General features: G+C 43.1%; 33 protein-coding genes. 29 read left to right on the top strand and 4 right to left on the bottom strand.

The genetic code is table 11. The features are described 5' to 3' along the window. Positions 1-105: 105 nt before the first annotated feature. The 10 genes from KNQ14_RS07975 to KNQ14_RS07930 all read left to right on the top strand — a co-directional run bounded on the left by KNQ14_RS07975 (position 106) and on the right by KNQ14_RS07930 (position 7,298). Complete coding sequence (locus KNQ14_RS07975; RefSeq protein ID WP_251138338.1) at positions 106-792, top strand: glyoxalase; 687 nt, start codon at positions 106-108, stop codon at positions 790-792. Positions 793-822: 30 nt separating this feature from the next. Then, on the top strand, positions 823-1,233 hold the full coding sequence (locus KNQ14_RS07970; RefSeq protein WP_214748159.1) for a hypothetical protein: 411 nt from the start codon (positions 823-825) through the stop codon (positions 1,231-1,233). 20 nt (positions 1,234-1,253) lie between these two features. Then, the gene (locus tag KNQ14_RS07965; RefSeq protein WP_214860561.1) at positions 1,254-1,739 is read left to right on the top strand and encodes an NUDIX hydrolase; all 486 of its coding nucleotides are present in this window, start codon (positions 1,254-1,256) and stop codon (positions 1,737-1,739) included. A gap of 102 nt (positions 1,740-1,841) precedes the next feature. Next, on the top strand, positions 1,842-2,690 hold the full coding sequence (locus tag KNQ14_RS07960) for a Cof-type HAD-IIB family hydrolase (protein ID WP_214860560.1): 849 nt from the start codon (positions 1,842-1,844) through the stop codon (positions 2,688-2,690). Then, positions 2,665-3,630 carry a LacI family DNA-binding transcriptional regulator gene (locus KNQ14_RS07955; RefSeq protein WP_214860554.1) on the top strand — a complete coding sequence of 322 codons (966 nt, stop codon included), beginning with the start codon at positions 2,665-2,667 and terminating at the stop codon, positions 3,628-3,630. Before KNQ14_RS07960 ends, KNQ14_RS07955 begins: the two co-directional genes overlap by 26 nt. Before the next feature lie 18 nt (positions 3,631-3,648). Continuing rightward, positions 3,649-4,428 carry a phosphotransferase family protein gene (locus KNQ14_RS07950; protein ID WP_214860552.1) on the top strand — a complete coding sequence of 260 codons (780 nt, stop codon included), beginning with the start codon at positions 3,649-3,651 and terminating at the stop codon, positions 4,426-4,428. A 29-nt stretch (positions 4,429-4,457) separates the two neighbouring features. Beyond that, a complete protein-coding gene (locus KNQ14_RS07945) occupies positions 4,458-5,045 on the top strand; it encodes a CpaF/VirB11 family protein (RefSeq protein WP_214860551.1) in 588 nt (195 codons plus the stop codon). A 118-nt stretch (positions 5,046-5,163) separates the two neighbouring features. Then, positions 5,164-5,973 (top strand): ankyrin repeat domain-containing protein, encoded by an 810-nt coding sequence (locus tag KNQ14_RS07940; protein WP_214860550.1) that lies wholly within the window; start codon positions 5,164-5,166, stop codon positions 5,971-5,973. Between the two features lie 128 nt (positions 5,974-6,101). Further along, positions 6,102-6,572: a DinB family protein gene (locus KNQ14_RS07935; protein WP_023468044.1), complete on the top strand. Its 471-nt coding sequence runs from the start codon at positions 6,102-6,104 to the stop codon at positions 6,570-6,572. 54 nt (positions 6,573-6,626) lie between these two features. Beyond that, positions 6,627-7,298, top strand: a complete 672-nt coding sequence (locus tag KNQ14_RS07930) for a 5'-methylthioadenosine/S-adenosylhomocysteine nucleosidase family protein (RefSeq protein ID WP_214860549.1) — start codon at positions 6,627-6,629, stop codon at positions 7,296-7,298. Positions 7,299-7,699: 401 nt separating this feature from the next. Here the strand turns inward: KNQ14_RS07930 and KNQ14_RS07925 are convergent, their stop codons facing one another. Next, positions 7,700-7,981, bottom strand: coding sequence for a hypothetical protein (locus tag KNQ14_RS07925; RefSeq protein WP_214860548.1), 282 nt, complete (start codon positions 7,979-7,981; stop codon positions 7,700-7,702). A 268-nt stretch (positions 7,982-8,249) separates the two neighbouring features. Then, positions 8,250-8,636, bottom strand: coding sequence for a hypothetical protein (locus KNQ14_RS07920; protein WP_214748194.1), 387 nt, complete (start codon positions 8,634-8,636; stop codon positions 8,250-8,252). 516 nt (positions 8,637-9,152) lie between these two features. Between KNQ14_RS07920 and KNQ14_RS07915 the strand changes: the two genes are divergently transcribed. The 19 genes from KNQ14_RS07915 to KNQ14_RS07825 all read left to right on the top strand — a co-directional run bounded on the left by KNQ14_RS07915 (position 9,153) and on the right by KNQ14_RS07825 (position 20,458). Continuing rightward, positions 9,153-9,692 carry a hypothetical protein gene (locus KNQ14_RS07915; RefSeq protein ID WP_214860547.1) on the top strand — a complete coding sequence of 180 codons (540 nt, stop codon included), beginning with the start codon at positions 9,153-9,155 and terminating at the stop codon, positions 9,690-9,692. A 31-nt stretch (positions 9,693-9,723) separates the two neighbouring features. Continuing rightward, positions 9,724-10,455 carry a DUF2750 domain-containing protein gene (locus tag KNQ14_RS07910; RefSeq protein ID WP_214860546.1) on the top strand — a complete coding sequence of 244 codons (732 nt, stop codon included), beginning with the start codon at positions 9,724-9,726 and terminating at the stop codon, positions 10,453-10,455. After that, positions 10,436-11,020: a hypothetical protein gene (locus tag KNQ14_RS07905; RefSeq protein ID WP_214860545.1), complete on the top strand. Its 585-nt coding sequence runs from the start codon at positions 10,436-10,438 to the stop codon at positions 11,018-11,020. The genes KNQ14_RS07910 and KNQ14_RS07905 overlap by 20 nt, the downstream gene beginning before the upstream one ends. Positions 11,021-11,064: 44 nt before the next feature. Beyond that, positions 11,065-11,643 carry a hypothetical protein gene (locus tag KNQ14_RS07900; protein WP_214860543.1) on the top strand — a complete coding sequence of 193 codons (579 nt, stop codon included), beginning with the start codon at positions 11,065-11,067 and terminating at the stop codon, positions 11,641-11,643. Positions 11,644-11,664: 21 nt separating this feature from the next. Then, complete coding sequence (locus KNQ14_RS07895) at positions 11,665-12,339, top strand: hypothetical protein (protein ID WP_214860542.1); 675 nt, start codon at positions 11,665-11,667, stop codon at positions 12,337-12,339. A gap of 62 nt (positions 12,340-12,401) precedes the next feature. Further along, entirely contained in the window at positions 12,402-12,893 is a 492-nt protein-coding gene (locus KNQ14_RS07890; RefSeq protein WP_214860541.1) for a hypothetical protein, read from the top strand. A gap of 39 nt (positions 12,894-12,932) precedes the next feature. Next, on the top strand, positions 12,933-13,574 hold the full coding sequence (locus tag KNQ14_RS07885; protein WP_214860540.1) for an SMI1/KNR4 family protein: 642 nt from the start codon (positions 12,933-12,935) through the stop codon (positions 13,572-13,574). A 10-nt stretch (positions 13,575-13,584) separates the two neighbouring features. Beyond that, positions 13,585-14,064, top strand: coding sequence for a hypothetical protein (locus KNQ14_RS07880; RefSeq protein WP_214860539.1), 480 nt, complete (start codon positions 13,585-13,587; stop codon positions 14,062-14,064). 15 nt (positions 14,065-14,079) lie between these two features. After that, positions 14,080-14,712: a hypothetical protein gene (locus KNQ14_RS07875; protein ID WP_214860538.1), complete on the top strand. Its 633-nt coding sequence runs from the start codon at positions 14,080-14,082 to the stop codon at positions 14,710-14,712. Positions 14,713-14,734: 22 nt separating this feature from the next. Further along, positions 14,735-15,217, top strand: a complete 483-nt coding sequence (locus KNQ14_RS07870) for a DUF2691 family protein (RefSeq protein WP_214860535.1) — start codon at positions 14,735-14,737, stop codon at positions 15,215-15,217. Positions 15,218-15,305: 88 nt separating this feature from the next. After that, positions 15,306-15,692 (top strand): hypothetical protein, encoded by a 387-nt coding sequence (locus KNQ14_RS07865; RefSeq protein WP_214860533.1) that lies wholly within the window; start codon positions 15,306-15,308, stop codon positions 15,690-15,692. Positions 15,693-15,713: 21 nt separating this feature from the next. Beyond that, positions 15,714-16,718, top strand: a complete 1,005-nt coding sequence (locus KNQ14_RS16735) for a DUF2716 domain-containing protein (protein ID WP_251138337.1) — start codon at positions 15,714-15,716, stop codon at positions 16,716-16,718. 14 nt (positions 16,719-16,732) lie between these two features. Beyond that, positions 16,733-16,900, top strand: coding sequence for a hypothetical protein (locus tag KNQ14_RS07855; RefSeq protein ID WP_214748219.1), 168 nt, complete (start codon positions 16,733-16,735; stop codon positions 16,898-16,900). A gap of 7 nt (positions 16,901-16,907) precedes the next feature. Beyond that, on the top strand, positions 16,908-17,666 hold the full coding sequence (locus KNQ14_RS07850; protein WP_214860532.1) for a hypothetical protein: 759 nt from the start codon (positions 16,908-16,910) through the stop codon (positions 17,664-17,666). Positions 17,667-17,699: 33 nt separating this feature from the next. After that, the gene (locus KNQ14_RS07845; protein WP_214860531.1) at positions 17,700-18,134 is read left to right on the top strand and encodes a hypothetical protein; all 435 of its coding nucleotides are present in this window, start codon (positions 17,700-17,702) and stop codon (positions 18,132-18,134) included. Between the two features lie 175 nt (positions 18,135-18,309). After that, entirely contained in the window at positions 18,310-18,924 is a 615-nt protein-coding gene (locus tag KNQ14_RS07840; protein ID WP_214860530.1) for a hypothetical protein, read from the top strand. A gap of 57 nt (positions 18,925-18,981) precedes the next feature. Then, entirely contained in the window at positions 18,982-19,599 is a 618-nt protein-coding gene (locus KNQ14_RS07835; protein ID WP_214860525.1) for a hypothetical protein, read from the top strand. Positions 19,600-19,874: 275 nt separating this feature from the next. Beyond that, the gene (locus tag KNQ14_RS07830; RefSeq protein ID WP_214860523.1) at positions 19,875-20,027 is read left to right on the top strand and encodes a hypothetical protein; all 153 of its coding nucleotides are present in this window, start codon (positions 19,875-19,877) and stop codon (positions 20,025-20,027) included. A gap of 50 nt (positions 20,028-20,077) precedes the next feature. Next, positions 20,078-20,458, top strand: coding sequence for a DUF5412 family protein (locus tag KNQ14_RS07825; protein ID WP_214860521.1), 381 nt, complete (start codon positions 20,078-20,080; stop codon positions 20,456-20,458). A gap of 558 nt (positions 20,459-21,016) precedes the next feature. On the opposite strand, the gene KNQ14_RS07820 is transcribed toward KNQ14_RS07825, so the two are convergent. Together KNQ14_RS07820 and KNQ14_RS07815 are read right to left on the bottom strand one after the other, a co-directional pair. After that, entirely contained in the window at positions 21,017-21,616 is a 600-nt protein-coding gene (locus KNQ14_RS07820; RefSeq protein ID WP_214860519.1) for a DUF624 domain-containing protein, read from the bottom strand. A gap of 30 nt (positions 21,617-21,646) precedes the next feature. Then, entirely contained in the window at positions 21,647-22,771 is a 1,125-nt protein-coding gene (locus KNQ14_RS07815) for a GntR family transcriptional regulator (protein WP_214860518.1), read from the bottom strand. Between the last annotated feature and the right edge of the window lie 144 nt (positions 22,772-22,915).

The raw sequence follows: 22,915 nt of genomic DNA, 5'->3' as shown, positions 1-22,915 counted from the left end.
TCTGAAAAATCAGACTTTTATATCGTCATGATTTTACCATTAGTGGTAAAATAAAGCACATCACTTTTTGATAAATTTTACTGCAAATGAAGGAAGGTCATCAGCTTGAACATTTCAAAAACCATTCTTGTGACACGCCATCTACCGGCGATGAAGGCTTTTTACATAAACCAGATCGGATTTCCGCTCGTCTCGGAAACGAATGAGTCGTTTACGATGCAAATCGGTACCGATCAGCTGACATATCAACTGACGGACGATGTTGATACGCAGTACCATATGGCGTTCAACATTCCGGAAAACGTCTTCCAACAAGGTAAAGCGTGGCTCGTAGAGCGGACACCACTCTTGATCGAAGACGGACAGGATGAGATTTATTTTGACTTCACGGATTCGCATTCCTGCTATTTTTATGATTCAGATGAAAATGTCTTGGAACTGATCGCGCGGCATCAAATCAATCCATCTAAAGCGAAATTGACGTTTGATGTATACGACATCCTCGGAATCGGTGAGATGAGTCTGACGGTGAAAGATGTGCTTGAAGTGGGTGAGCAGTTAGCAGAAATCGGCGTTCTCGAGCGACGGGAACGTCCGCTCAATGGCGCGTCACTCAACTTCCTCGGACCGGTCGTGGATGGAACGCATATTTTGCTCGTCCCAGAAGGACGGAGATGGTTGTTCTCACCGAAGACGGCGAAGATCAGTCCGATCGAGATGGAACTCGACGGCAGACATCGGGTCCGGCTTGATGCAGCGGGTATTTGGCATCAAAGTACCGTTTCTTCATAATTCATTATTCTAAAAAGTGAGGGAAGTAAGATGAACAAAGCGGTGAATGCGAGTATCGCGTTCGGATTATTGTTGTTCGTATGTGGTTTCTTTTTTCTGTTTGGCTATTTGACCCGGTCGATGCCGATTCAGCAAGGCGGTGACCCGGTCATCTTACCGGTCGCAGCACTCCTCGTTCTCCTACCATTCGTGATCCGTGAAGGCATGCGCGTTTTGACGTATGTCTCACTGACACGTCGACAGGTCGGAGTACTCATCTTACTTGCAATCAGTGGAATCATACTAAGTAGTTGGATTGAGATGCAGCAGAATGTGGCACTGATCGATTTCCGTTCCATCTTTACGATTCATACGTACGTACTTTTTGTTTCGGGCATCATCTTGTTGTGTCTCCTATTGACGGGACTCAAACGGATGCGCGTCCGAACGAAAGTGATTTAAATGGAAAAGGACTGAATGACATGGGATATATCACAGAATTACGCAAACTCGTCGGCACACGACCACTCGTCATGGCAGGGGCGTGTGTCATCGTCGTCAACGATAAACAAGAAGTCTTATTACAACTTCGGCAAGATAATGGTTGCTGGGGACTCGCTGGTGGAGCGCTTGAGATCGGGGAGACGCTCGTAGAAACAGCAAAACGAGAATTAAGGGAAGAGACCGGTCTTGAAGCGGAGCATCTCAAATTATTGAACGTCTATTCGGGTGATGCGTTTTACTATAAGTATCCGCATGGGGATGAAGTCTATAATGTGATTTCGGCATTTCTGTGTACAGCTTATACGGGTGAAGTGGTTCGGGATCCGTCAGAAGTCGCAGAATTACGCTTTTTCGCTATGGATCAGCTACCAGAAAACCTCAATCCACCGGAACGACCGATCTTGATGGAGTATGTTCAAAAACAACGGACAGCACATCACCTCTCCATTGGAAGCAAAGGATAAAAAACAAAAAATCTTGAATGAACTGTTCATTCAAGATTTTTTGTTGCACTGGGACGCGTTTCAGCATGTAGCATCAAGAGGACACGAAAAGGGGGAAACGCGATGCGATGCTTTGCGATTGATTTAGATGGAACGTTATTGAATAAGGAATACGGGATTTCGGCGGGAAATCAGGTAGCCATCAAGAAACGGCAAGCCCAAGGAGATGTCGTCACCATCGTCACCGGACGAGCTGCCTTTGATGCGCGACGGATTCTAGCGCAACATGGACTGAATTGTCCGGTCATTGGTGCGAACGGGGCAGAGATCGAGGTGGGACAAGATAGACAGTATTTTTTGAACCGTTCCAGCAGTCGAACGATTTGGGAGATCGTACGATCTACAAACGTATTCATACATATTTATCTACAAGACAACATCTTGTTACCGCGCTTTTCGCTTGCTGCTCTTCAAGGCGGAGATCGTGCGTTTCAAGAAGCGATTCAGGCTCAATTAACGCAATACGGTGTTGAGGAAGTTGACGAAATCGCAATCGATCAACTGGACGTCATCAAATTCATGTTCGTCTCACCTGACAGATGGCGACTCGAACACCTCGAGCAACACCTCCTTCAGCTGAAGATCTGTTCCGTGACACGTTCAGGTGCCAATAACTTAGAAGTCATGGCAAACGGCGTGACGAAAGGGACCGCCCTTCAAGACATCGCGAGAGCATACGGGATGACACTCGAGGACATCATTGCGATCGGTGACAATCAAAACGATCTACCGATGTTCGAAGTGGCGGGAACATCGATTGCCATGGGAAACGCTGAAGCGTCTGTCAAAAGCAGAGCGACATACCTCACCAGTGATCATGACGAGGACGGTGTAGCGGAGGCATTAAACGACTTAGAACGATGGGAACAAACGAAGGAGGAACAGCATGGCGAACATCTCGGACATCGCTAAACAAGCGGGCGTCTCGAAATCGACGGTATCCCGTGTCTTAAACGGTCATAAGCATGTATCAAAAGAAAAGCGACGGATCATCTTAGACGTGATGGAGCGACTGGAATATAGTCCAAACGGAAATGCGATCAACCTCTCACGCGGTAAGACGAATACGATTGGTGTCCTCGTGCCGCGTGTCGGTCATCCGTTTTTTCATCAATTAATCGAGGGGATCGGTCAAGTGTGCATGGAACGAAACCATACACTCCTTGTCATCCAGACGGAACACGATCCAGCAAAAGAAGAAGTGAGTATGCAATACCTTCGCGATAAGCGGATTGACGGATTGATCATTGGCGCAATCAATCAGCCGCAGTTACTTAAAACGATGCGGACGCTTGGACCAGTCGTTGCATGCGAAGACCATCAGGGTATCGTGCCGTCGATCTCTTTTAATCATGGAAAAGCAATGACGATGTTGCTACAACATGTTGAAGAACGAGGAGCAAAAACAGTCGGTCTCTGTCTTGGAAATCCAGATAGCGGAGTCGGAAGAGTCAGACGGAAGACGTTCGATCAATATCTCAAGGCGTCTACGCTCCGTCATGAAATTCAATGGTACGCTGATCAGTGCTACTCTTTCGAAGACGGACAAGCACTGGCAGGTCAGCTTCTAACGATAGACTTGCCAGACGCCATCATCGTCGGGAACGACGAAGTCGCAGCGGGTCTCATCCATCAATTTCTCAAGGATGGCATTCGAGTACCAGAGGATATCGCGATTACGGGATTTGATGATGTACCAATTGCCAGAGCGCTTGAAATAACAACGATCCGACAACCGGTTGTAAAGCTTGGAAGACTGGCAGCAGAACAATTGTTGAATGACGCGCTGAATCAGAGTGAAAGCGCTAGTTCTTTACTGGAACCTTCTTTGATGATTCGACAAACGACATAAGAGATTGGGGTTATACAGATGAATAAGGAAAAAACCGGTGCGACCGCTAACGTGATGACGATCTCTGACGAACGAGTCCGTAAGTACTTTCAAGCATCGATTGAAAAACAACGGATCACTCAGGAATTTCGCATACTCGAAGAACTTGAGCGGACGGCCATCCCGACACCAAACGTATACACCGTTGCATTAGAAGATTCGCCGTTCATCGAGATGCAACGGATCGACGGTAGGGAAATGGTAGAGTTGTTTGACCCTTCCCGAATAACGGATTTACTTAATGCTTTCGCAACGTTACATCAAAAAATCCATCAGCAACAATCGCGTGTAGCTCCAGAATGGTACGATGTCACCGAGCACAAAATACTTCATCTATCACTAGAGTTACGCTTGAAGGCGGAACGATTACTCCAAACACTTTACGTTCCGCAACAGCAAGGATTGCTCCACGGGGACTTCCATTTCCAGAACATCCTCGTGACAGCAGATGACACGTTCGTCGTCATTGATTGGCATGATGCGACGATAGGACCACCGATCGCGGATGTCGCGCGGACATTGCTCTTACTGCGGACAGCGGGTGAAATAACTGTACCGGACGAGGTGCGACGATATGTCTGTCGCGAATGCCTCGCCCGCTATCAAGCTGTTTCGGCAATTCAGCTATCGAACCTTGCAGACTGGTTACGACTCATGGCCATTCTTAGGACGCTTGAGCAAATCCCGAGTGCAGAACAAAGGCAGTTAAAGGAATTGATCAGTCATCCAGACCTAGGCGCTTATTTTTTTAATACTTAAAGTATATACAAGTAGGAGGAACACCATTCATGAGAACCATCCTCTCGATCCAAGGCGGCATGGCATCAGAGAAGACGACATTAGCGCGAGCGCTTGAAGACGCTTACCCGGAGTTGCATGTCTATTATGAAAATCCATATCCGATCGTTCAAAAACGAAAAGAGCTCGGATTAGACATCCATACCGAAGACGGATTCGTTGAGAATCAGCGCCTGTTCATTCAAGCGGAAATCGAACGATTTCGCCACTTTCCAGATGGACACATCATATTAGATCGTGGTCCGGAGGATCTTGAATTCTACACGCTTCATTATCCACAGATACATGGGCATGACTGGGATATGGAATCTCGTTTAAAGACGGAACTTGAAGCATTAAGAGAATGTCGATCCGACCAGATTATTTATTTACAGGCATTAAACCATCTCTTACGAGAGCGGCGCGACGCTGATCAAGAAAGAACTCGTCAATCTTTTGAACAGCATCAACCGCTTTGGGCGCTCGAAGAGAAATGGTATGAACAATTTTCGGTATATCCGATTGATACGACAGCAAAAACGTCGGAACAAGTCCGACAAGCAGCGATGCAGTTACTTGCGTTTGGAAAATTCATATAAAAAAATTTGTTCACTAGGTAAAATCATCTTGGCGCTGCTCAAGATGGTTTTTTCGCTTTCCTGAAGCCGGTTGTTGTAAAATGAACTAACGACAGAGTTGATAAAGGGGCGAACCGACATGGGGAAGCGATCCATTCAAGATGCAGCCTTTCTAGGGAAGAAGAAGCAGGTCATGCGCTGTATCGAACGAGGGGATGATCTGAATGAGTGGGATGAAGAAGGATTCGCGGCACTACACTGGGCAATCCAGGAAGGACACATCGCGATCGTCGCATTGTTGCTCGACCACGGAGCAGACATCAATCTACCCAATCAAGATGGAATGACGCCGCTACACATCGCATTGTATGACCGGAAATCTGAGATTGCTTTATTATTAATGAAGCGCGGCGCCTATTTAGATTTAACAGGTGATGGATTTACAGCACTACATCTAATATCAGGTCGGTCTGGCAATAAAAAAATCCTGCGTCAATTGGCTCAGGATATGGAATTATTACACGAACGAACTGAAGAGGGTGAGGGAATGACGCCTCTACACATTGCTGCTCAGGCAGGGAAGGCAAAAAAAGTCACCTTATTGCTTGAAGCGGGAGCGGAAATCGAAGCAGAGGGACCAGAGGGCATCACACCACTGTATGTAGCAGTTGAAAATAATCATCCGAAAGCCGTTAAGGCGTTACTCAAAGCAGGAGCGGATCATGAGACAAGTCCATCAGAGGACGGGGAGACGGTATTGACGCTAGCTAGCGCGAAGGGATACGAACGCATCGTCCGCATATTACTTTCTTATGGAGCAAATCCGCTTCACCGCGACGCTGCAGGGAGTTCCGCACGCGATCTAGCTCTTGCGAACGAGCATCATCAAATTGCGGAGATTTTACGCCAAAAAGAGATCGATGCGTTGTCTGAGGAAAAGAATAAGTGAACGATGGACGATTAAACAGGAAACATCTGAGGATGCTTCCTGTTTTTATTTTTAAAGGATTTTCAAATTGCTTTGTCAAAATAGAGATTAAGAGAACACTTATTCGTCATTGAAAGGAAGGATGTATCGTGAACACAATCGATTGGACAGTATGGAATTTAAACGAAGTGAGAAGAAGAAGCGTCAAAGTCTGGCAGTCGATTCCTGAAGATAAACTGAACTGGAAACCGGATGAGAATGCCATGACGTGTTTCGAAATGATCCGTCATGTGTTAGATAGCGAGTATTATTATTACTTAGCGTTACAGAATCGAGGCAGTTTATCGTCGTATGAGTCCCCGTATGAAGCACGCGACTTCGTATCCGTGCAAGCGGAATTAGACTTTGCGGCGGTCTATCGTGAGGAATTCATGACATATGTCGAGCAACTACCGGAATCAGATTTAGCGACGGTTCAGATCAACCGTTCCGAATCGGGATATGTGCGTTCGCTTGGAGATATGTTGCTACGAATTGCTTATCATGAAGCGGTACATACGGGACAGTTACTCGATTACCTGAGAACAGCAGATATCGAGCGTGTACGAGTATGGGATTGATATGGATGGATACGAAAATAATGTTTCTGATAAAAAATAGAGGAGAACAATGAAATGATTGGAATCAGTATCGCAACCAAATGGGAGTTCGACGCAACACTTGCGTATTTTCGTGTCTCGCCCGAAGAAAGAATTGCCTATCCGTATGGTGAATATTTCACGCGAGAGATGAATGGAAAAACGCTCTTATTTTATAGCACCGGCGTTCGAAAAGTAAACGGTATCGGTGCGAATCAATATATGATCCTCCGCTTTCCATTGACGAAGGTCATCGTTGCTGGAACGTGTGCCGGGATTGATCCGAGGTACGACGTACTTGATATCATCGTTCCAGATCGTGCTGTTCAATATGATTGCACGGTTAAAGAGATTGAACCACTGATCAAACCCTCGTTCGTCGTCAATCTCGATGTATCGAAGTATGGTAACGACTTTCATCTCGGAACGATTGGAACGGCAGATCGGGCTGTCGTCATGTGGCGCGACTATATCGAACTGCGGGATAACGGATTGACGATTGCCGATACGGAAGCGGGGGCAATCGCGTACATCTGTCAGAAAAACGGAATCGAATGTATCATCATCAAAGGGATCTCCGATTTTCCGACCGAAGAGAAGGAAGAAAATGCTGTTGAGGCAAACGTTGAACAGATGCGGATTTACATCGCGAATACGCCGAAAGTCATGACAAAAATTTTTTCCGATTATATGGCACGATTCATCTAAAAAAACGCAGATTATCTGTTCGATGACGAACGAATAATCTGCGTTTTCACATGTAATGCTTTCGTTTGTACAGCTTATGTTTGATCCACGTCCAAATACGAGTTGCTAAATAGAGATCAGCAATTGCACCGATCGCCATTGTGATCAACATGAGGATGCCACTCATATCAAAAGTAAGTAAGGGTTCGAAATGCGTAAAGATGACAACTAACACAAGTGGAATCGTGGTACCGATTCAGATGGAAGTGCCTTCCACATCCGAATGATCCCTTCTTACAATGATTTGTTTAAGTATATTAAATAATAAGTAGGGAAAATGGAGATATAGAATAGAAAATGGAATGGATTGATGGAATTCGGAACAAAACGACGTTCATAAATCCGGACGTACGGTTAATCGACTATTTTTTTGCGCCACCTAATCCAATAAAGGTAATAAACAAACCAACTGTGAGAGCGATAGCAAGTACGATGTTTTGATATAGACCAGCTGGAAAAAAATCAACGATGAAGAGTAGTAAAAATAGTGATGCAACAATCAATCGCGCATCTCGTACGGAAGAATCTAACGTGCGCCATTTGATGAAAAGTAAGATGTACGCTAAAGGTGCAAATAAGTAAGAAATAATAAAGAAGGGGATTCTTCTTAGATAATAAGGTGATTTTTCTTCCTTATCTTCCATTTTTATCACTCCAAAAACGTATTTTTTTGACTTAACTATAGAATAGATCAATTAAAAGTCATGCAACGGAACGCTGCAGACTACTTACATCGGTTTCTAACGTAATCTTTCATCTGGGCACTTCTTTTCCGTATTTTCTAATCTTCTTGTGACAGTATAGTTCGATGACATCGTATTTTTGAAAAAGGGTCGATGATTCTCTTCTTTGAGGAGAGTCATCGACTCTTTTTGATATAAACAAGTAAAAATTGGGCTAGTCTGATGAAAGTTACTTGATTCCAATGTTCTCAAGGTATTTTTTTTCAGAGTCATCGATTTTACGGCTGATTTGTTTCGTGTATCTCTTCCGCGCGTAAGTTGATCCGTCTTTCTGATAAATGGCTCTTTCTCCTCTAGCTGATTGGTCGTAATAGATTTCAATGAGACCTTGATCCTCATAAACGATGGCGCCCGTTTCACCGGTGTTTCGCTTTAGTTGTCGATCAACCTGTTGCTTCTTCAAGTACTGATTTTCAGATTTGAAGACTTGATTGATAGCTACATCATATTTCTGTTTTGCTTTCTCGCTCGTCGTATTACCGTCTTGATCGTAATCACTACATCCTGCTAGGAAGACGATCGAAAAAAGGAGGAAAGCTGAACGTTTCATTTTCAAGTGCGAACACCTCCGAAGTACACGTTTTTATACTACCGATAGTGTACATCAAGGAAATACTTCATACGTAGCGTACTTGAGAAATAGGGAAGTGCCTTAGGACAGGTACATTATATTTCAACACCTAAGCGCCGCTTTTTAAAACGATATACTATGTAAATCTTCGATGAGAATCTCATCCTTGAATCTCGAATAATGACTGATCACTGTGTCCATTCGATTCCACCCATAAAGAAAGAATAAGTACCGTATAGAGCGTAATAACGCTGACATAAAAGATCTTAAATTTTGAATTGTAATCAAAATAGAATATATCAACTGTATTTGATTTAAATTAATAGCGATTACGCTGATAAGAATTAATTAGAAAGAAGAGGAGTTTAATGATAAATAAAAATTCCCATAAATGGTTATGACTTTTATAATGAAGTAGAGAAATTGATTTTTTAAGAAAACAGCTATTTAGGAGAAATTATAAATTTCATTGACTTATTACCTAAAGGATTGTGTGACAATATGCAACTCATCAAACCAATGAACGGTCAGAATCATTTTTGGCTGTTTGAAAAGGATGGACGGACACTCTACACGTTTCACGGCATCATGGGAGAGAGATTGACAGAACCAATGAGCGAGCAAAAGTTCTCGCGCTTTTTTAATCTGGATGCCTACATTCGAGAACTCGTAGCTGAGAAAGAAAAAGACGGATACTCCGTCGTTCAAGAAGCGGATTACTACGAAGTTGTCGTCGAGATCTTTTGTCAGGATACAGAGTATGATGTCATCTTTGAGCATCGTTTGAGCATTGAAGAAGACCTCAATGAATTTCTTTTTGAAATCGGCAATGGGTATTTTTTTGAAGATGAGTATGGTCCAGAAGCGATTGAATTCGTCCTTCATATCTTGGAGCCGTCTTATATCGTTGAACCCGTCATTGATTATTTTAAAAAGCAGTATGGCGTGACGCGGCTTCGGATGGGACAGGCAAAAGTTCATTATGGCAGACGATTGACCGGACTTTATCCCGCAGGAAAGAACTTTAACCGAAAAAATTAAAGACAAAAATGTATAAGAAGGAGTCACATAGATGACATATCAAATCGGTTTACCAGGCGTTACTGAAGAGAGATTACAAGAGGTAGAAGCAGAACTTGGCTTTAAGCTTCCGAAAGAACTACGAAATAGGTACAAGCACGAAAATAAATTCAGCATCGGCGAATGGGAGTTTCATCCGATCAAGGACGAGCAGTATATCAAGCGGACATGGGACGACCTTGTTCGTGTTAATACGACGGATGCGGAGGACTACCCATCCGGTTTCTTACGAATCGCACGTGACGGAACAGGTGACGAATTCGGATATCAGCTTCCGGACACAGAGACAATTGTCTTATGGGATCATGAGGAACAAGAGCTGTTTCCGATAGCACCGACACTTAAAATGTTTATAAATAAGGAACAGAGTGCGGAACAAGCAGAACTTTTCTTAGAGACGGTTCTTGAAACGGGAGCTGACTATGGTCTATCAAAATTTGAACAGTCGGGCTGGACCAATTGTCCGTCGAATCAAGAGGAATCGGATGTATTGTTATTCTTTTCGTCGAAATCAGCGGCGAAAGCGCTACAGACGAAGGAATGGGCGGACTATCACTTGATTCGCTTGGATTTAGATCTATTCATGGATGGCTGGTTACCGAACATGATTGACGACGGTCTGTATTGTGGCTTGGATTGGGGACCGGAGCTCGTCGGACTTGAGCTGGATCCAGAAGATGTCCTAGCAGATCTGGATGGTTCACATGATTCGGACGCTTCGTAAACAAGTCGATGGAATGACGTCCGTCTGGCTCATCTATCGCGATGGACGAAAATTGTATACGTATCACGGTGTTATGAACGAGATTCATCAGGACGATATGAAACAAGCGATGGAAGAGCGCTACTTGTTCCGATATCAAGCGAAACGTCGGATGGATACGTGGATTTCGGAAAAACAGGCAGAAGGATACATATTCGAGGACGTATTCAGACTGACACCGAACCGCAAGAAAAGACAGACGTTCAAGCGTCGAATGATAGGACTCGCGTCTCTGCTGATTAGTGTCGGTTTGTTTCTGGTAGTGATGCCTTTTCTCGTCTCTCCAATTATCATCGCAGTGCTTGCGTTACTTCAAATGGGAATGGTCTTTTTCAGTAAAGACTATTTACCGGGCTGGCTACGCACGGTTTGTTTCATCAGTTGCTGTGTCATGAACGTTGAATACCAAGAGGGACTATATGCTGGTCTCGCGATTGGAACGGGTACACTCCTGTTGTTTTATGTCCAAAACAGATACAATCAAACGGATTTTCTAGCGGAACAGCCGAACCATGCTTCTATTTAAAACCTCTACAGAAGACCAATTCAATTGATAAGGATGATAATTAAATGATTGTCACGCTCAGTAAACAAGTGGATGGCATCATCTATTTCTGGGTCATGTACCGGGATGGTCGAACAATCCAGATGTATCACGGTGTCACCGAACAATGGAAACTCGATCAGGATGTCAGTGATTCAATTGAAGAACGATATACATTTCGGCGTCAAGCTAAACGACGACTGAAGGAATTGATTGCTAAGAAACAGGCTGAAGGATACAGGCAGGATGATATTTACGGGATGCAACCCGGACGGAAAGAGCGTGAGAAATTTCGCCGCCGGACGTCGTGGCTCGCTTATCTTCTTCTGGGTCTCGGTCTGTTCCAGTTCGTGACACCGTTCACTATATTACCGTTTGTTGTATTAGGTATCGGTATCACTCTGATGTTCTTAGCGTTTATTAGTAAAAATCAGTTTCCGATGTGGCTACGTGTCATCTGTTTCGTCGATTATTTCTTAATGCATGTCAGTTTTCGGCAAGAGCAGTATATCCCGCATCTATTTCCGGTTCTGTCGATTGGAACGGGTTTACTCCTCTGGTTTCATCTTCGAAAAACGAGACAACAAATGAAAGTGGAGCAATGACATTTTATAAGGAGATGAAAGATGTCGCTTCTAGATAAGTTTCTACAAGAACCTGCCGTTTCTGAGGTACCACGTTTACATAGTGCTCTTCTTGCGAAAGAACGAGGCTTGCGCAAAGCGTGGTTGTTACATATGGAGGGGTTCATTGAAGAAGCGGATACATGGTACTTCGAACGACAGCGGACGTTTGTGAGTTGGTTATTGACTACCTGTGAAGGAGAGGCAGACGCTTCGGTCATCTTGATTCATCCACTAAAAGAACGCTTCCTAAAACCAATCTTGAATCAATGGATGAAAGAGTTGCCGGATGACGTCCGATCGTATCGCTGGTATGGTCTTTTCTTTGATGAAGATGACCGTTTCATCTACTTACAAGAGGCGATTACACGTGGAGGAAGACGGGAGCAGTTAGCGATCGAGACGATGATTGATCATCACTTGTATGGACTTTGGTATTCTTTCCACCATCTCGATGATGATTTGTATTTAGGAGAAATAGAAGAGGACGCAGCAACCTTATCAGTTGCTTGGTTACTAATCGAGCAACTCGAAGATGCGGTTTTGAAATCGGAATGTATTAACGAATGGCAGAAGATGAATCAAACCTTAACGGATTGGACTCGTTTCCGGCAAGAGCAAACCACCGGATTCATGGAGTGGCGCATGCAACAAGAATCAAGGGTTGAGTTTGATTAATCCAATGGCATTACCAAGTTAGAGATGTCCTCTCCGTTATATTTAAGAAAGAGGTATTTAACATGAAAAAACTAGGCACGTTTACAAGTCACAAAGGGAATCTGATTGTCTCGGATCCGGCTTTCCTTGAGTCGGATGTAGAATACAACGTGACAATTCCAGTTGAACAAGGTTCGATTTGGACGGTCTTCTATGACGAAGATGAGTTCGAATCAATCAATTTGCTTTACCTAACAATGAATGAAGAAACGAAGATGGCTCCATCCGATTTCGAGCCGTTATCCGATCTAGTCGTCGTCGATTCAGCGCAGCTCGTCGTCATGAACACAGCGGATTACGGGAGACGGGAAGCCATCGACTGGGAGATTCGAAATACGTTGGAGTTCGACGACGAGATCGACCCGTTCTATATCGCGATCTCAGACGAAATGATGGAAGACGAGATCTTTCTGTTTCCGTTCGGTGTCGCCGTTCAATTAATGGGGGATGGACACTATGAAGTCCTCATCCGGCGGGAAGACGATAACGTGACAGGGATTGCGATCGTCCTCTGAGAACATGAGGCTTTTGAAGAACACGATGACGAGGAAGACGTGTCACTAGAAGACGTTGAAGTTCCAAGACTGAATCATCAGAACACAGCTTTACCAGACGATGTCTTTCTTACGAATATCCTTCAGGCGATGCGACTCTTTTATGTGAACGATCAAAAATTCTTGAAATACAGCATTCCAATCGAAGGTGAGAAGGTGGAGCACAAGCTGTATTTGTATGATTATTCATCCTCCATCCAAAACTATCAAGTGTCCGTTGAGAGTCCTTGTCCGGAAACCCGTATTCAAGCATTCGAGACCGATCATTTCGCGATTCCGGAGTGGTATAAAAATATTTTGCGAGTCTGTAACGGTGTGCGTTTTACCGAAGAGTTGAACTTATACGGTATACCGCTGACGAGCTGGAATGGGTTATCGCATGAGATCCAATACAATCTCTCGGTTAGTCTTGATGAATACGCGTTAACCGAGTTCGATGCAATCCGCGACAAATACTTCTTTTTTGGTTCGTCGTTTAGACAGGACGAATACTATGCAGTATTAAAAGAGCGTCCAGACGAAGCTGTCTATTGTTTCGACTATAGAACGTTAAAACTCAAACCGAAGGCAACGACTTTCCAAGATATCGTCCGTGATGCGTGGCGCGCGTGTAATTTGAAAGCACTCCATAAAAGAATGTAAGGATGATCTCATGAAAATAATCTATTCCCGTGAAGACTTACTCGCACTCGAAGATCCCTTTGAATATGAGGTGGGATTGCCAATCCGCATCAGAGAACTGCCGGCTTCCGTCATCGAAGAGGAGGTGCCGGATAGCCGCGAACAATTGGATCGCTTTTTGAAAGAGGGTTATACCTTGGTCATTCAAAAACCGCGAATTCCAAACCCTCTCGTATTCGCAGGGTTATCCGTGATAGCGGAGAACACGGTCATGAAATTATATGTCTATGAGGCGAATCATTGTGAGGATGCGTTATGGGATGTTCTATCCGAGAATGAATACAATCAGCACTGGGCATCCTTTTTACTGAAAAAAATCGAAGGTGTCAGATTCGAATTGCCTTATACGTATGAAGCTCAAAGTTCGCTGAAACTGTCTAATCTCAAAACAAATGAACTCGTACATCTACGATTTGAAACCAATCAAAGCGTGACGTGTCAGTGGGAATGAAAAAGGAGATGCTCCATGAAAACGTATCTTGAAGAACATAGCGATGCGACACGCATCTTTCCATGGCTTGCGGATGCGAATTCATCGATTCGTTGTTTATGTGTAGTCGGTGAGATGCTTTTGTTTCAAGAAGAGATCGTCCAATTCAAACAAATCAGTAGTGAGATGTTCCGGGATGAGCTAGCGAAAAAGCATGCGCTGAGCACATATCGCTTTTATGTAGTAGTGTGTGTTAGAAATCAGTTTCAGTCCAAAAGAATCTTTGATTACTACAAGCTGTGGCGTCTAATCGAACGAGAAGAGATGCTCGAGGGCTTCACCACTCGAATGGAAGTACCGGTTCAAGTGGGCAAAGAACCGTACTACGTTGGGATTGCTGAATTTGGCATCGAACAGCTCACAACAGCCATCGAGATGATTAGTGATTCTCCAGCTATGTATACCATTATTTGTGCGAATCATGATCGACCGTCACACTGTCAGGAGTTACTTGATCAGGTGCTCGACATCGGCTTAACAGGATGTGGAGGTTTGCCAGTCGTCGAGATGGTCACGACACTGACCGCACAAGGTTATGCCATCTGCACATGGGGAAGTTCGAGTGAAGAACAGGAACTCCAGTGTTTTTATACGGCAGCCTTCTTATAACAATGTAGAAAGAAGGAATTCGATGAGTCTGCGTGGCGTATCGTTTGAAATCCCGAATGAACCGGGACGTGTCTTGCTCGACATATTAAGTGCGATCGAGATGAAGGCGTATGACTGGCTTCTTCGTAACTTTGATTTTCCGATCCAAACCATGGATGGGGACTTGTATGACAGTTTAGAAGAGTTTTCAATCGATCGGATAGCGACAGGACATGAACTAGCGAAATGGCTAAAAGGACCAAGCAATTACCTGATTTTTGCTGAATTGTTTGCATTTCAAAGTGGTCAGACTGAAGAAGTGGGAACGACGTATGAGTGGTTTCAGGAAAGCAATTGTCAAATCGCGATTTTGGTGTATGACTGCACGTACGTCGATATCTATTGTAAGGAGCAGCACGTATCTGAAGCGTTTTATGAGAATGCGATGAAACGTGGGTATACCGGAATCGAATGGGTGACCGATGACAATGATCCTCGGACCCGTTTGTCGGTATGGTCAGAATAAGTCACTGTTCAGACGAACAGATGTAAACGGCAAGCGTTCAAGATGAGAGATATGAACTACGAAGTGTTGATAAAAGGAGAGAAAAATCATGAATCAAGAGATGGAAGAATTCGTTCAAGCGGTCCATCGGACGGTCGTTCAGGACGGTATGGCAGATTATAAGGACATCTATGAAGAAGAAGTCGATCCAAACGTCAATGACTATACGGCCTGCATCGCGTTTTACCAACAGGCGAGCGAAGCGGATCAAAAACGAATTAGACAGATGATGGAACAGACGATCATCGATACGGTTTCCCATGTATTTAGTATCATCGATGGGAGTTCAGGACTAAATGGATCTGCGCTTGAAGCGAAACTGGCACTTGTCCGAGTCGACGAAGCAGGAGATCCGGTCGAGACCGTAGAGACAGATGGTGCATTGCAAGATACGTTTTTAGGATACATAGAAGATCATGACTTGAACGCATTGTGATGGAGGGAGCGGGAACCACTCATGATCCAACTGACAAAACAAAGCGGCTCGAATACACTCTACCAAACAATCTATACGGAGGAACGTCTCATCGTTCAACATCAAGGAATCGTTGGAGCGTGGGTGAAAGCAGAAAACGTAAAGCAAATGCGCGTTTCGCGCTTCAAACGATTAGGTGTACAGATTTTGCAGCTGATCGAGAAGTTTGAACGTCAAGGCTATCTCGAGCTGAACGAGACCGATTATACGGAACTGATCGTTCAATTTTCTTATGAGAAAGGTCAGGAAGAAGCAGCGCTCGAGCACCGTCACATGATGGAAGAAGTAATCAATGATGGTTTGCTTCATACGGGGAACGGCTACTGCGAAGGGGGAGATATCGGCAGTGGTACAACGAATATCTTTTATCGTGTCCTTGATGTCGAGGCAGCCGTTACACTAATTTTTGAAGAAATGAAAGCACGCGATGTACAAGACGCACCAAAAATTGCAGTACAAGAAGGAGCAGCGTACACCGTTCTATATCCTCAAGGAGCGACGTTCGATTTGATTGGTGAAGGTAAACCATGGAGTTGGATTCCGATGACGCAAGCGGAGGACGAGAAGATATGGCACGTCATTGATCAACAATTTCAATTCGCACCCAGTACGACAGTTTTCCCCTCATACTATGCCCCGAGTCCGTTCATTACATACGAAGTGGATTATGAGAAAAGCGAAGAAATCGAGCAAACGCTAAAGCATATTCTGACCGAGCTGACCGTTGAAGGAGAACGCGTCATGGCACTCGATTGGAATCATCAAGGATACTGGATCGACCCAAGACGCCCGTTTCTTCGAAATGAAGAAGGAGACTGGATGATTCCAGCAGTTCCAGATGGCGATTATTCCTTTTTCATCGCTCGTGATTTCCGTTGGGGGTACCTCGGTCACCCGTGGGAGGGTAGCATCACGTTATTTGGAGAAGATCTGATTTCTGCGTTCCAAGGGACTGAGAGTTTTTTGAATGAAATCCGAAGAGGATAAAAGGAGGACCGGAAGTGAGAAAACCATACGACGAGTATCACGGAACCGCATTATGGCAGGTCATCTCGGAGACAATCAATGAATTAGTCGACAATGATGATCTCGAAGAACGGACGACGCATGAACATACCGTGGGCTATCTCTGTAGCAAACTAGAAGGTTTGGTGAAAGATGAAAAATAAGAATAGGATGCTACTTGACCGAAACGAGTGGATCGATGTGTTCCGGGAACTGCTACCACGCGACGATTGGCAAGACCTCGTCCGTCTTCAAGTAAGTCAGTATTCGTATCCATTTGAAGTAAAGTTACTGGAACGACCACTCAAGCAGAATCTACACATCGACGATTTTTCAGATTGGACGGTCCGATCTCACCTGATTATGACCGACGACTCACAGCTTGAAAGATTTCTCGAACACCTTGTCATCGAACAGCAGGAAATGGCGACTGAAGCAGAAGTGACGCTTATCATCCAAAAACAAGGACAAGGAATCGTCCGAGTCACGAACGATTGTGTCTCGATGTATGGAGTCGCGTATGAGGAGCTTGATGACGTTGGAACAGAGTATGAGAACTTTTTCGATGCAGTTTTACCGAATGCCTCGTTTCCAGTCGAGGTCGTCTTTTGTGGTCGGGATGTTTTAGAAAATGACGATTCGATTCACGTGTTGACGTTGCACGACTCCAATTGGCAAGCGGTATTTGAAGAATGTTTATTGCATTTGCTGAATCGAAAAGAATTCACGCCAGGATTTTTTTCGAGAGATGCACGTCCCGCACGGCAAACGCTTGAAGACTTCATGTCTGAATTCTCGTTATTGATGCCCTATAACTTCATCGTGACCCGCGATGCAACGAATCGATTTGGCATGCTCGATCACTTTTGTACGAATGGAAAGATCGCTCATTTTGGAAAGATAGACAATGGAAAGACGTCTTTCAATTAATGATGTAAACATCACACAGAAGGAGGAAGCATAATGAGCTTAGCATCATATATTTGTATGGAGAGACAAATTCCTGAACAGTATCTCAATTTAGATGAAAAAGGTGAAACCGTTCCTTTATATATCGGCCCCTGTTTTGCGGATCAAGACTGTCTGTATGAAGTAAAAACGAAGCATTTTCATAAATGGTATGTATATGAAATTTCGAGTCACTGGGGCATCGAGATCGTTGAACCTTTTGATTCCGAAATTGCACTGGAATCGAAAGAAAAGCTGCGTTATTTGTTTACGCTCATGAGTGACTTCTTAGATGAGGGCGAATCGTTTGAATTGTATACCTGTTGGATTGGGGAAGAGTCCGATCCGCAAGTGAAAAGTATGACGGTATCATTGGCACTTGATCAGTTAGAAGACATTGAGATTCCTGAAAGAACGCATATTTTGATCACGAAACAGAGTGAAAACTAAGAAGCCGCTGATTCATAGCGGCTTTGGTTTAAAAGGTTCACTTTGAAGTTTGAAATGACAAAAGTAAGACGGTGGTTAATTAAAAAAAGAGAGTAGTGCCAGTAATCGAATAGAAGCACTGTTTCCAGAAGATGAAATCGAGCGGTAATAAAGTGATTGAGGGAGGAGTGGCATCGTGATATATGTCTATTTTGAGAAGCATATGAATCACGCACAAGTGTTTAAGGATAGATACTTGTACGTTGATCGACCAGAACGTATCGACTTCATCTATTCAATGGGTTGTCTACCGGATATGGAAACTAAAAGAGACTATCAAGGCGATTCAAATCAAGTCTTAAAACAATTTTTGACGCGTCTCAATCGCTACCCGATTTTCGTCACGTTCGGTGGAGGTTTTACGGACGAGGAGGTCGAGCCGTTTTTTCAAAAGCACGATCTATCGTATACAAAAGTTCGACCGTACAAGAACCTATACTATAGCGTTCATGTGCATGATGCGACCGAACTGGAGTTATTGTTAGATGAGACCTATTGGTATGGGGCTCTGAACGAAGACTTCTTTATATCGTTTACGAATCTCCTGACGTTTGAGCGGAGAATGGTCAAAGGATGGTTTTTCAAAAAAGAACGTACCGTTCCCGTCATTCGTGCGACGAAAGAGATGTCGTTCATCACGATGGAGCATGATTTCATGGGCTATTACCTGTTTTCGAATGAAGCCTGTTTTAATACCGAGGACAAGGTGAAAGCCATCTTTCCTGACGATGGTACCATTGAATTCTATTGATGAAACAAGCAGTTCAATTATGTAGATGGATCTAGCAGAATACGTGGAGGAATTTTTATGTTGTATATCTATCTCGATGAACATACGAATCATGCAAAAGTGGTCAAAGACCACTATCTCGATATTGATCCACAAGGTGCTGTTAAGTCGATTTATTCGATGGGATGTATTCCGAATGACGAGAAACGTGACTATCAACATGACTCCAATGAAGTACTGAAGCATTTTTTGACGCGTCTGAATCGCTTTCCACTATTCGTTACGTTCGGCGGTGGTTTTACCAATGAAGAGGTGGAACCATTTTTTCAGAAGGAAAACCTATACTATACAAAGGTTCAACCAGATAAGAGCAGTCCTTATTATAGCGTTCAGGTAAACTACATAAGCGAACTTGAGCGTCTGCTGGACGAAACGTATTGGTATGCAGCTGAAAACAATTTTTACTTCATATCTTTTACGAATCTCTTGACGTTTGAGCGGAAAATGGTCAAAGGATGGTTTTTCAAAAAAAAACGTATCGTTCCTGTCATTCGTGCGACAAAAGAGATGTCATTCATCACGATGGAGCATGATTTCATGGGCTACTATCTGTTTTCAAATGAAGCCTGTTTTGATAGTGAGGACAAGGTAAAAGCGTTTCTTCCAAAAGGAGAAAGCATCGATTACTATGAGTGATATCTGCACGGATGATATAAAGGAGGACGATCATGTTTGGGATTAGTACGAGTCTAAAAGAAGTGCCAGAAAACGAAAAGGAGATTCTCCTATTTCCGAGTAACGTCCAACGCTTTTTGAAAGAAGACTTCGCAAGGACATCTAATCGTTGCGATCTCTTAATTAATCTCGATCCTTACGGCGATAAGTTGTTCTCAGCAAGAGAAGTGAACGAGTTAATCGGAATTTGCGAGCTGCTTATTCAACGATATTGTATACCAAAGGAAGCGTGGATAATGAATCAAGCGAATCATAATGCGAATGAGCCGTGGATGATACATCAGTCAGATAAACGAATCATGGAACTACATCAATTTTTAGAATTGTTGAAGCGGATGTGCATCGCGTCTGTCAATCAGAATACGTTGGTTTGTTTTTGGGGCGATTGATTGAACGATTGAGGAGTCGCGCTAATAAAGTAAAAATGAGGGATTAAGAAGTGATTAAGAAACTGAAAATATTAGGAATTATACTAGGTACATGTCTTGCGTTATACGTAGCGTGGTATGTCTATCGTTTCATATTTGTCGAAGATATCAGTATGGTTCCAAAAGAAGAGTATATCTCGAAAAGTATTTCGCCAGATAAGGCGTATACGATTCGTTTTTACCGCGCAAATGGTGGGGCGACAGTAGATTTTGCTATGCTTGGCATCATGGAGAACAAGGACGGAGAAAAGCGTAGAATGTACTGGGAATATCCTTGTCGCGAAATAAAAGAAGTGAAGTGGACGAAGGATACAGTGACAATCAATGGCACAAAAATTAAGGTATGGAGTCAAGTGTATGACTTCAGAGAAGGGATATATGAGGCAGAATAGGGCTCCCGTCTCTTTGACGTGAACTATTCATGCAAAACGCGCTCCTGAACGCGTTTGATGAAGAATGATTTTTACTCTTTTGTTCTTTATCCATATTTTCATTTCTTTTGTACTCAATCTATCGTATATAGATCACTACATATATTCATGGAACGTATTTTTCCTGGTAAAGAGCCAAATCGTGAACTACCTCTCTGCAGGATATTTTCTCCTTCTGCCAACCTCCCGAAAAGAGTACTTGGATAGGACGGTTGTTCCAGAATCCATTCTATCTGTAAGTGAATGTATCTGTACTCACTATCCTGATACGAGTATCTTATGGGGAGATTCGGAAGAAAAGAAGCGCTATATAGAGCAACCCGGTCTTTCTCTTAACACATTTCAGTTTCTCAAACAATGGAACGTTAAATGCCGTTACCGTGACGATATTTGCATCCGTTCAACACTTTCTCGGATCGTCCCTTTGGTAACCTAGAACTTAATAAGAAGCTCACGATTAAAATGAGATTTATACCGAAGTAATTGCTTGTCTTCATTTATATACCTTGTCAACAACGATTAATATTCAAGCATCACGCGATCCAATTGATGCAAGTACAGTTTGGTAGTAAGAAAAATAACAAATGAAAAGCCGAACAGTAAATAAAGTGGTGATTGATATGTTAAGACACTCAATGTTGCTAGTAGAATAAATGAAAACAATAAAATGTATCCATAGCGTACTAGACTAAAAAGGGCTAGCTTAAGGGCATCCCTTTTTTTCAAGTCGTAATGCGAGAGAATCGGAAATAAGAAAACGGAAATAGCCAAGAAGAACAGACTGACGATTGACAGACTCGTAAATAAGAAGGTCTGTCCTGTCTCTAAGTGACGAATGATTAAAAAATCAAAAAGTAAAAACAGTAAGATGAAGGTCCACAAAATGCCGAATTTAAAATGGGATTGCATCGCTTCTTTAAAAAAACGAATGTAGGCTCGAAAAACACTGTAATCTTGATGAACTGACCACTGTCTTGTGACGGCAGTTAGTGCATAAAGAGCTGGGAAAATCGTGATGACTGGTAAAAGGGTGATAAAAAAAATGAAGTTCAACTGTACGAGTCCAGTAGTGAATTCAAGTAGCTGGAATAGTTTGTTTTGTTCATGTCTTAAGTTCATAAGTACCTCCCCCGAAGTTCTGCTCAAAAATTAACTAGATTTAGATTCGAGACGATTAAATGGTGCTGTTGAGTTACGAATAATTAATTCCGGTTCATAAATGTGAGATGGAGGGGCTTCTTTTTTTTCCACCGCTGCAATAATCCGTTCTGCTGCAGCGCGTCCAAGTTCTTGTTTCGGGTGAATGATCGAAGTCAATTTCACTTCCGTTGCCACTGCAAGTACGGAATCATCATAACCCACTAGAGAGACATCTCGAGGAACAGATAGATGTAGCTTCCGTAACTGATCCAAGACACTTAATGCCAATTGATCATTGTAACAAACCACAGCACTTGGTCGATGCTTTCCATTTTCAAAGAGACATCCAATCGAATCATAAAAACTTGGAATTAACTCTTCCGTTGTATAGGTAATGATTAATTCTGGCTCTAAAGGAATGTTGTATTCACGAAACGCACGAAGGAATCCACGCATTCGATAAACACCCTGTAAATCATCCGTCTTAAACAAGCCTATGATCCGTTCATGACCAAGGTTGATTAGATGTTCCGCTGCTAAAAATCCACCTCTTTCGTCATCCATCATAAGATGAGGAGGCATTAGTTGAGAGTAATATTGGTTGATCATCAAATAGGGAATGTTTTGCTGCTCAAGTTCTAGATAGTATTTGATGTTCGGATTATAGTTACTACTTTTCGTAGGTTCAACAATTAATCCATCAATTTGACGATCTAACATCATTTCGAGGCATTGACGTTCTTTGTCTACATCATTGTTTGTGCACGAAAGTGTCAGCGTGTACCCTTTTGAAGCTAAATGCGATTCAATTCCTCGAATGATAGATGGAAAGATGTAATCAGACATATACGTTGTAATGACACCGATGTTTTTTCCATTATTAGCACGTTCAGTTATCTCAGCTTCTAGTGTAGGAAGTACTTGGGAGCAGTAAGTTCCTGATCCTTGTTCGCGGTACAGGTATCCTTCATTTACAAGTTCTCCAACTGCTTGACGAATCGTGTGGCGACTAACTTTAAAGGATTGTACAAGCTCACTTTCAGGAGGAATTTTTTCGCCCGGACGTACTGTGCCATCTTTAATCCAATCGAGAATATGATCTTTAACGATACTATATTTTGTCCGTTGTGCCATGAGGCGTCCCTGCTTTCTTTCTTGTAACAGCAAACTTATCCGTACAAGATGTGATAGTACTTACATATTAGCAAATATTTGTCCGGTTTGCTATGGAATTAAGAGAAAACCAAAAGATATACTAATTAAATGTACGTACAAAAA

This window comes from Exiguobacterium sp. s161, from assembly GCF_018619045.1.
Taxonomy (GTDB): domain Bacteria; phylum Bacillota; class Bacilli; order Exiguobacteriales; family Exiguobacteriaceae; genus Exiguobacterium_A; species Exiguobacterium_A indicum.
Note: the sequence above shows the minus strand (reverse complement) of the source record. Positions and strands in the feature narration are given on the sequence as shown.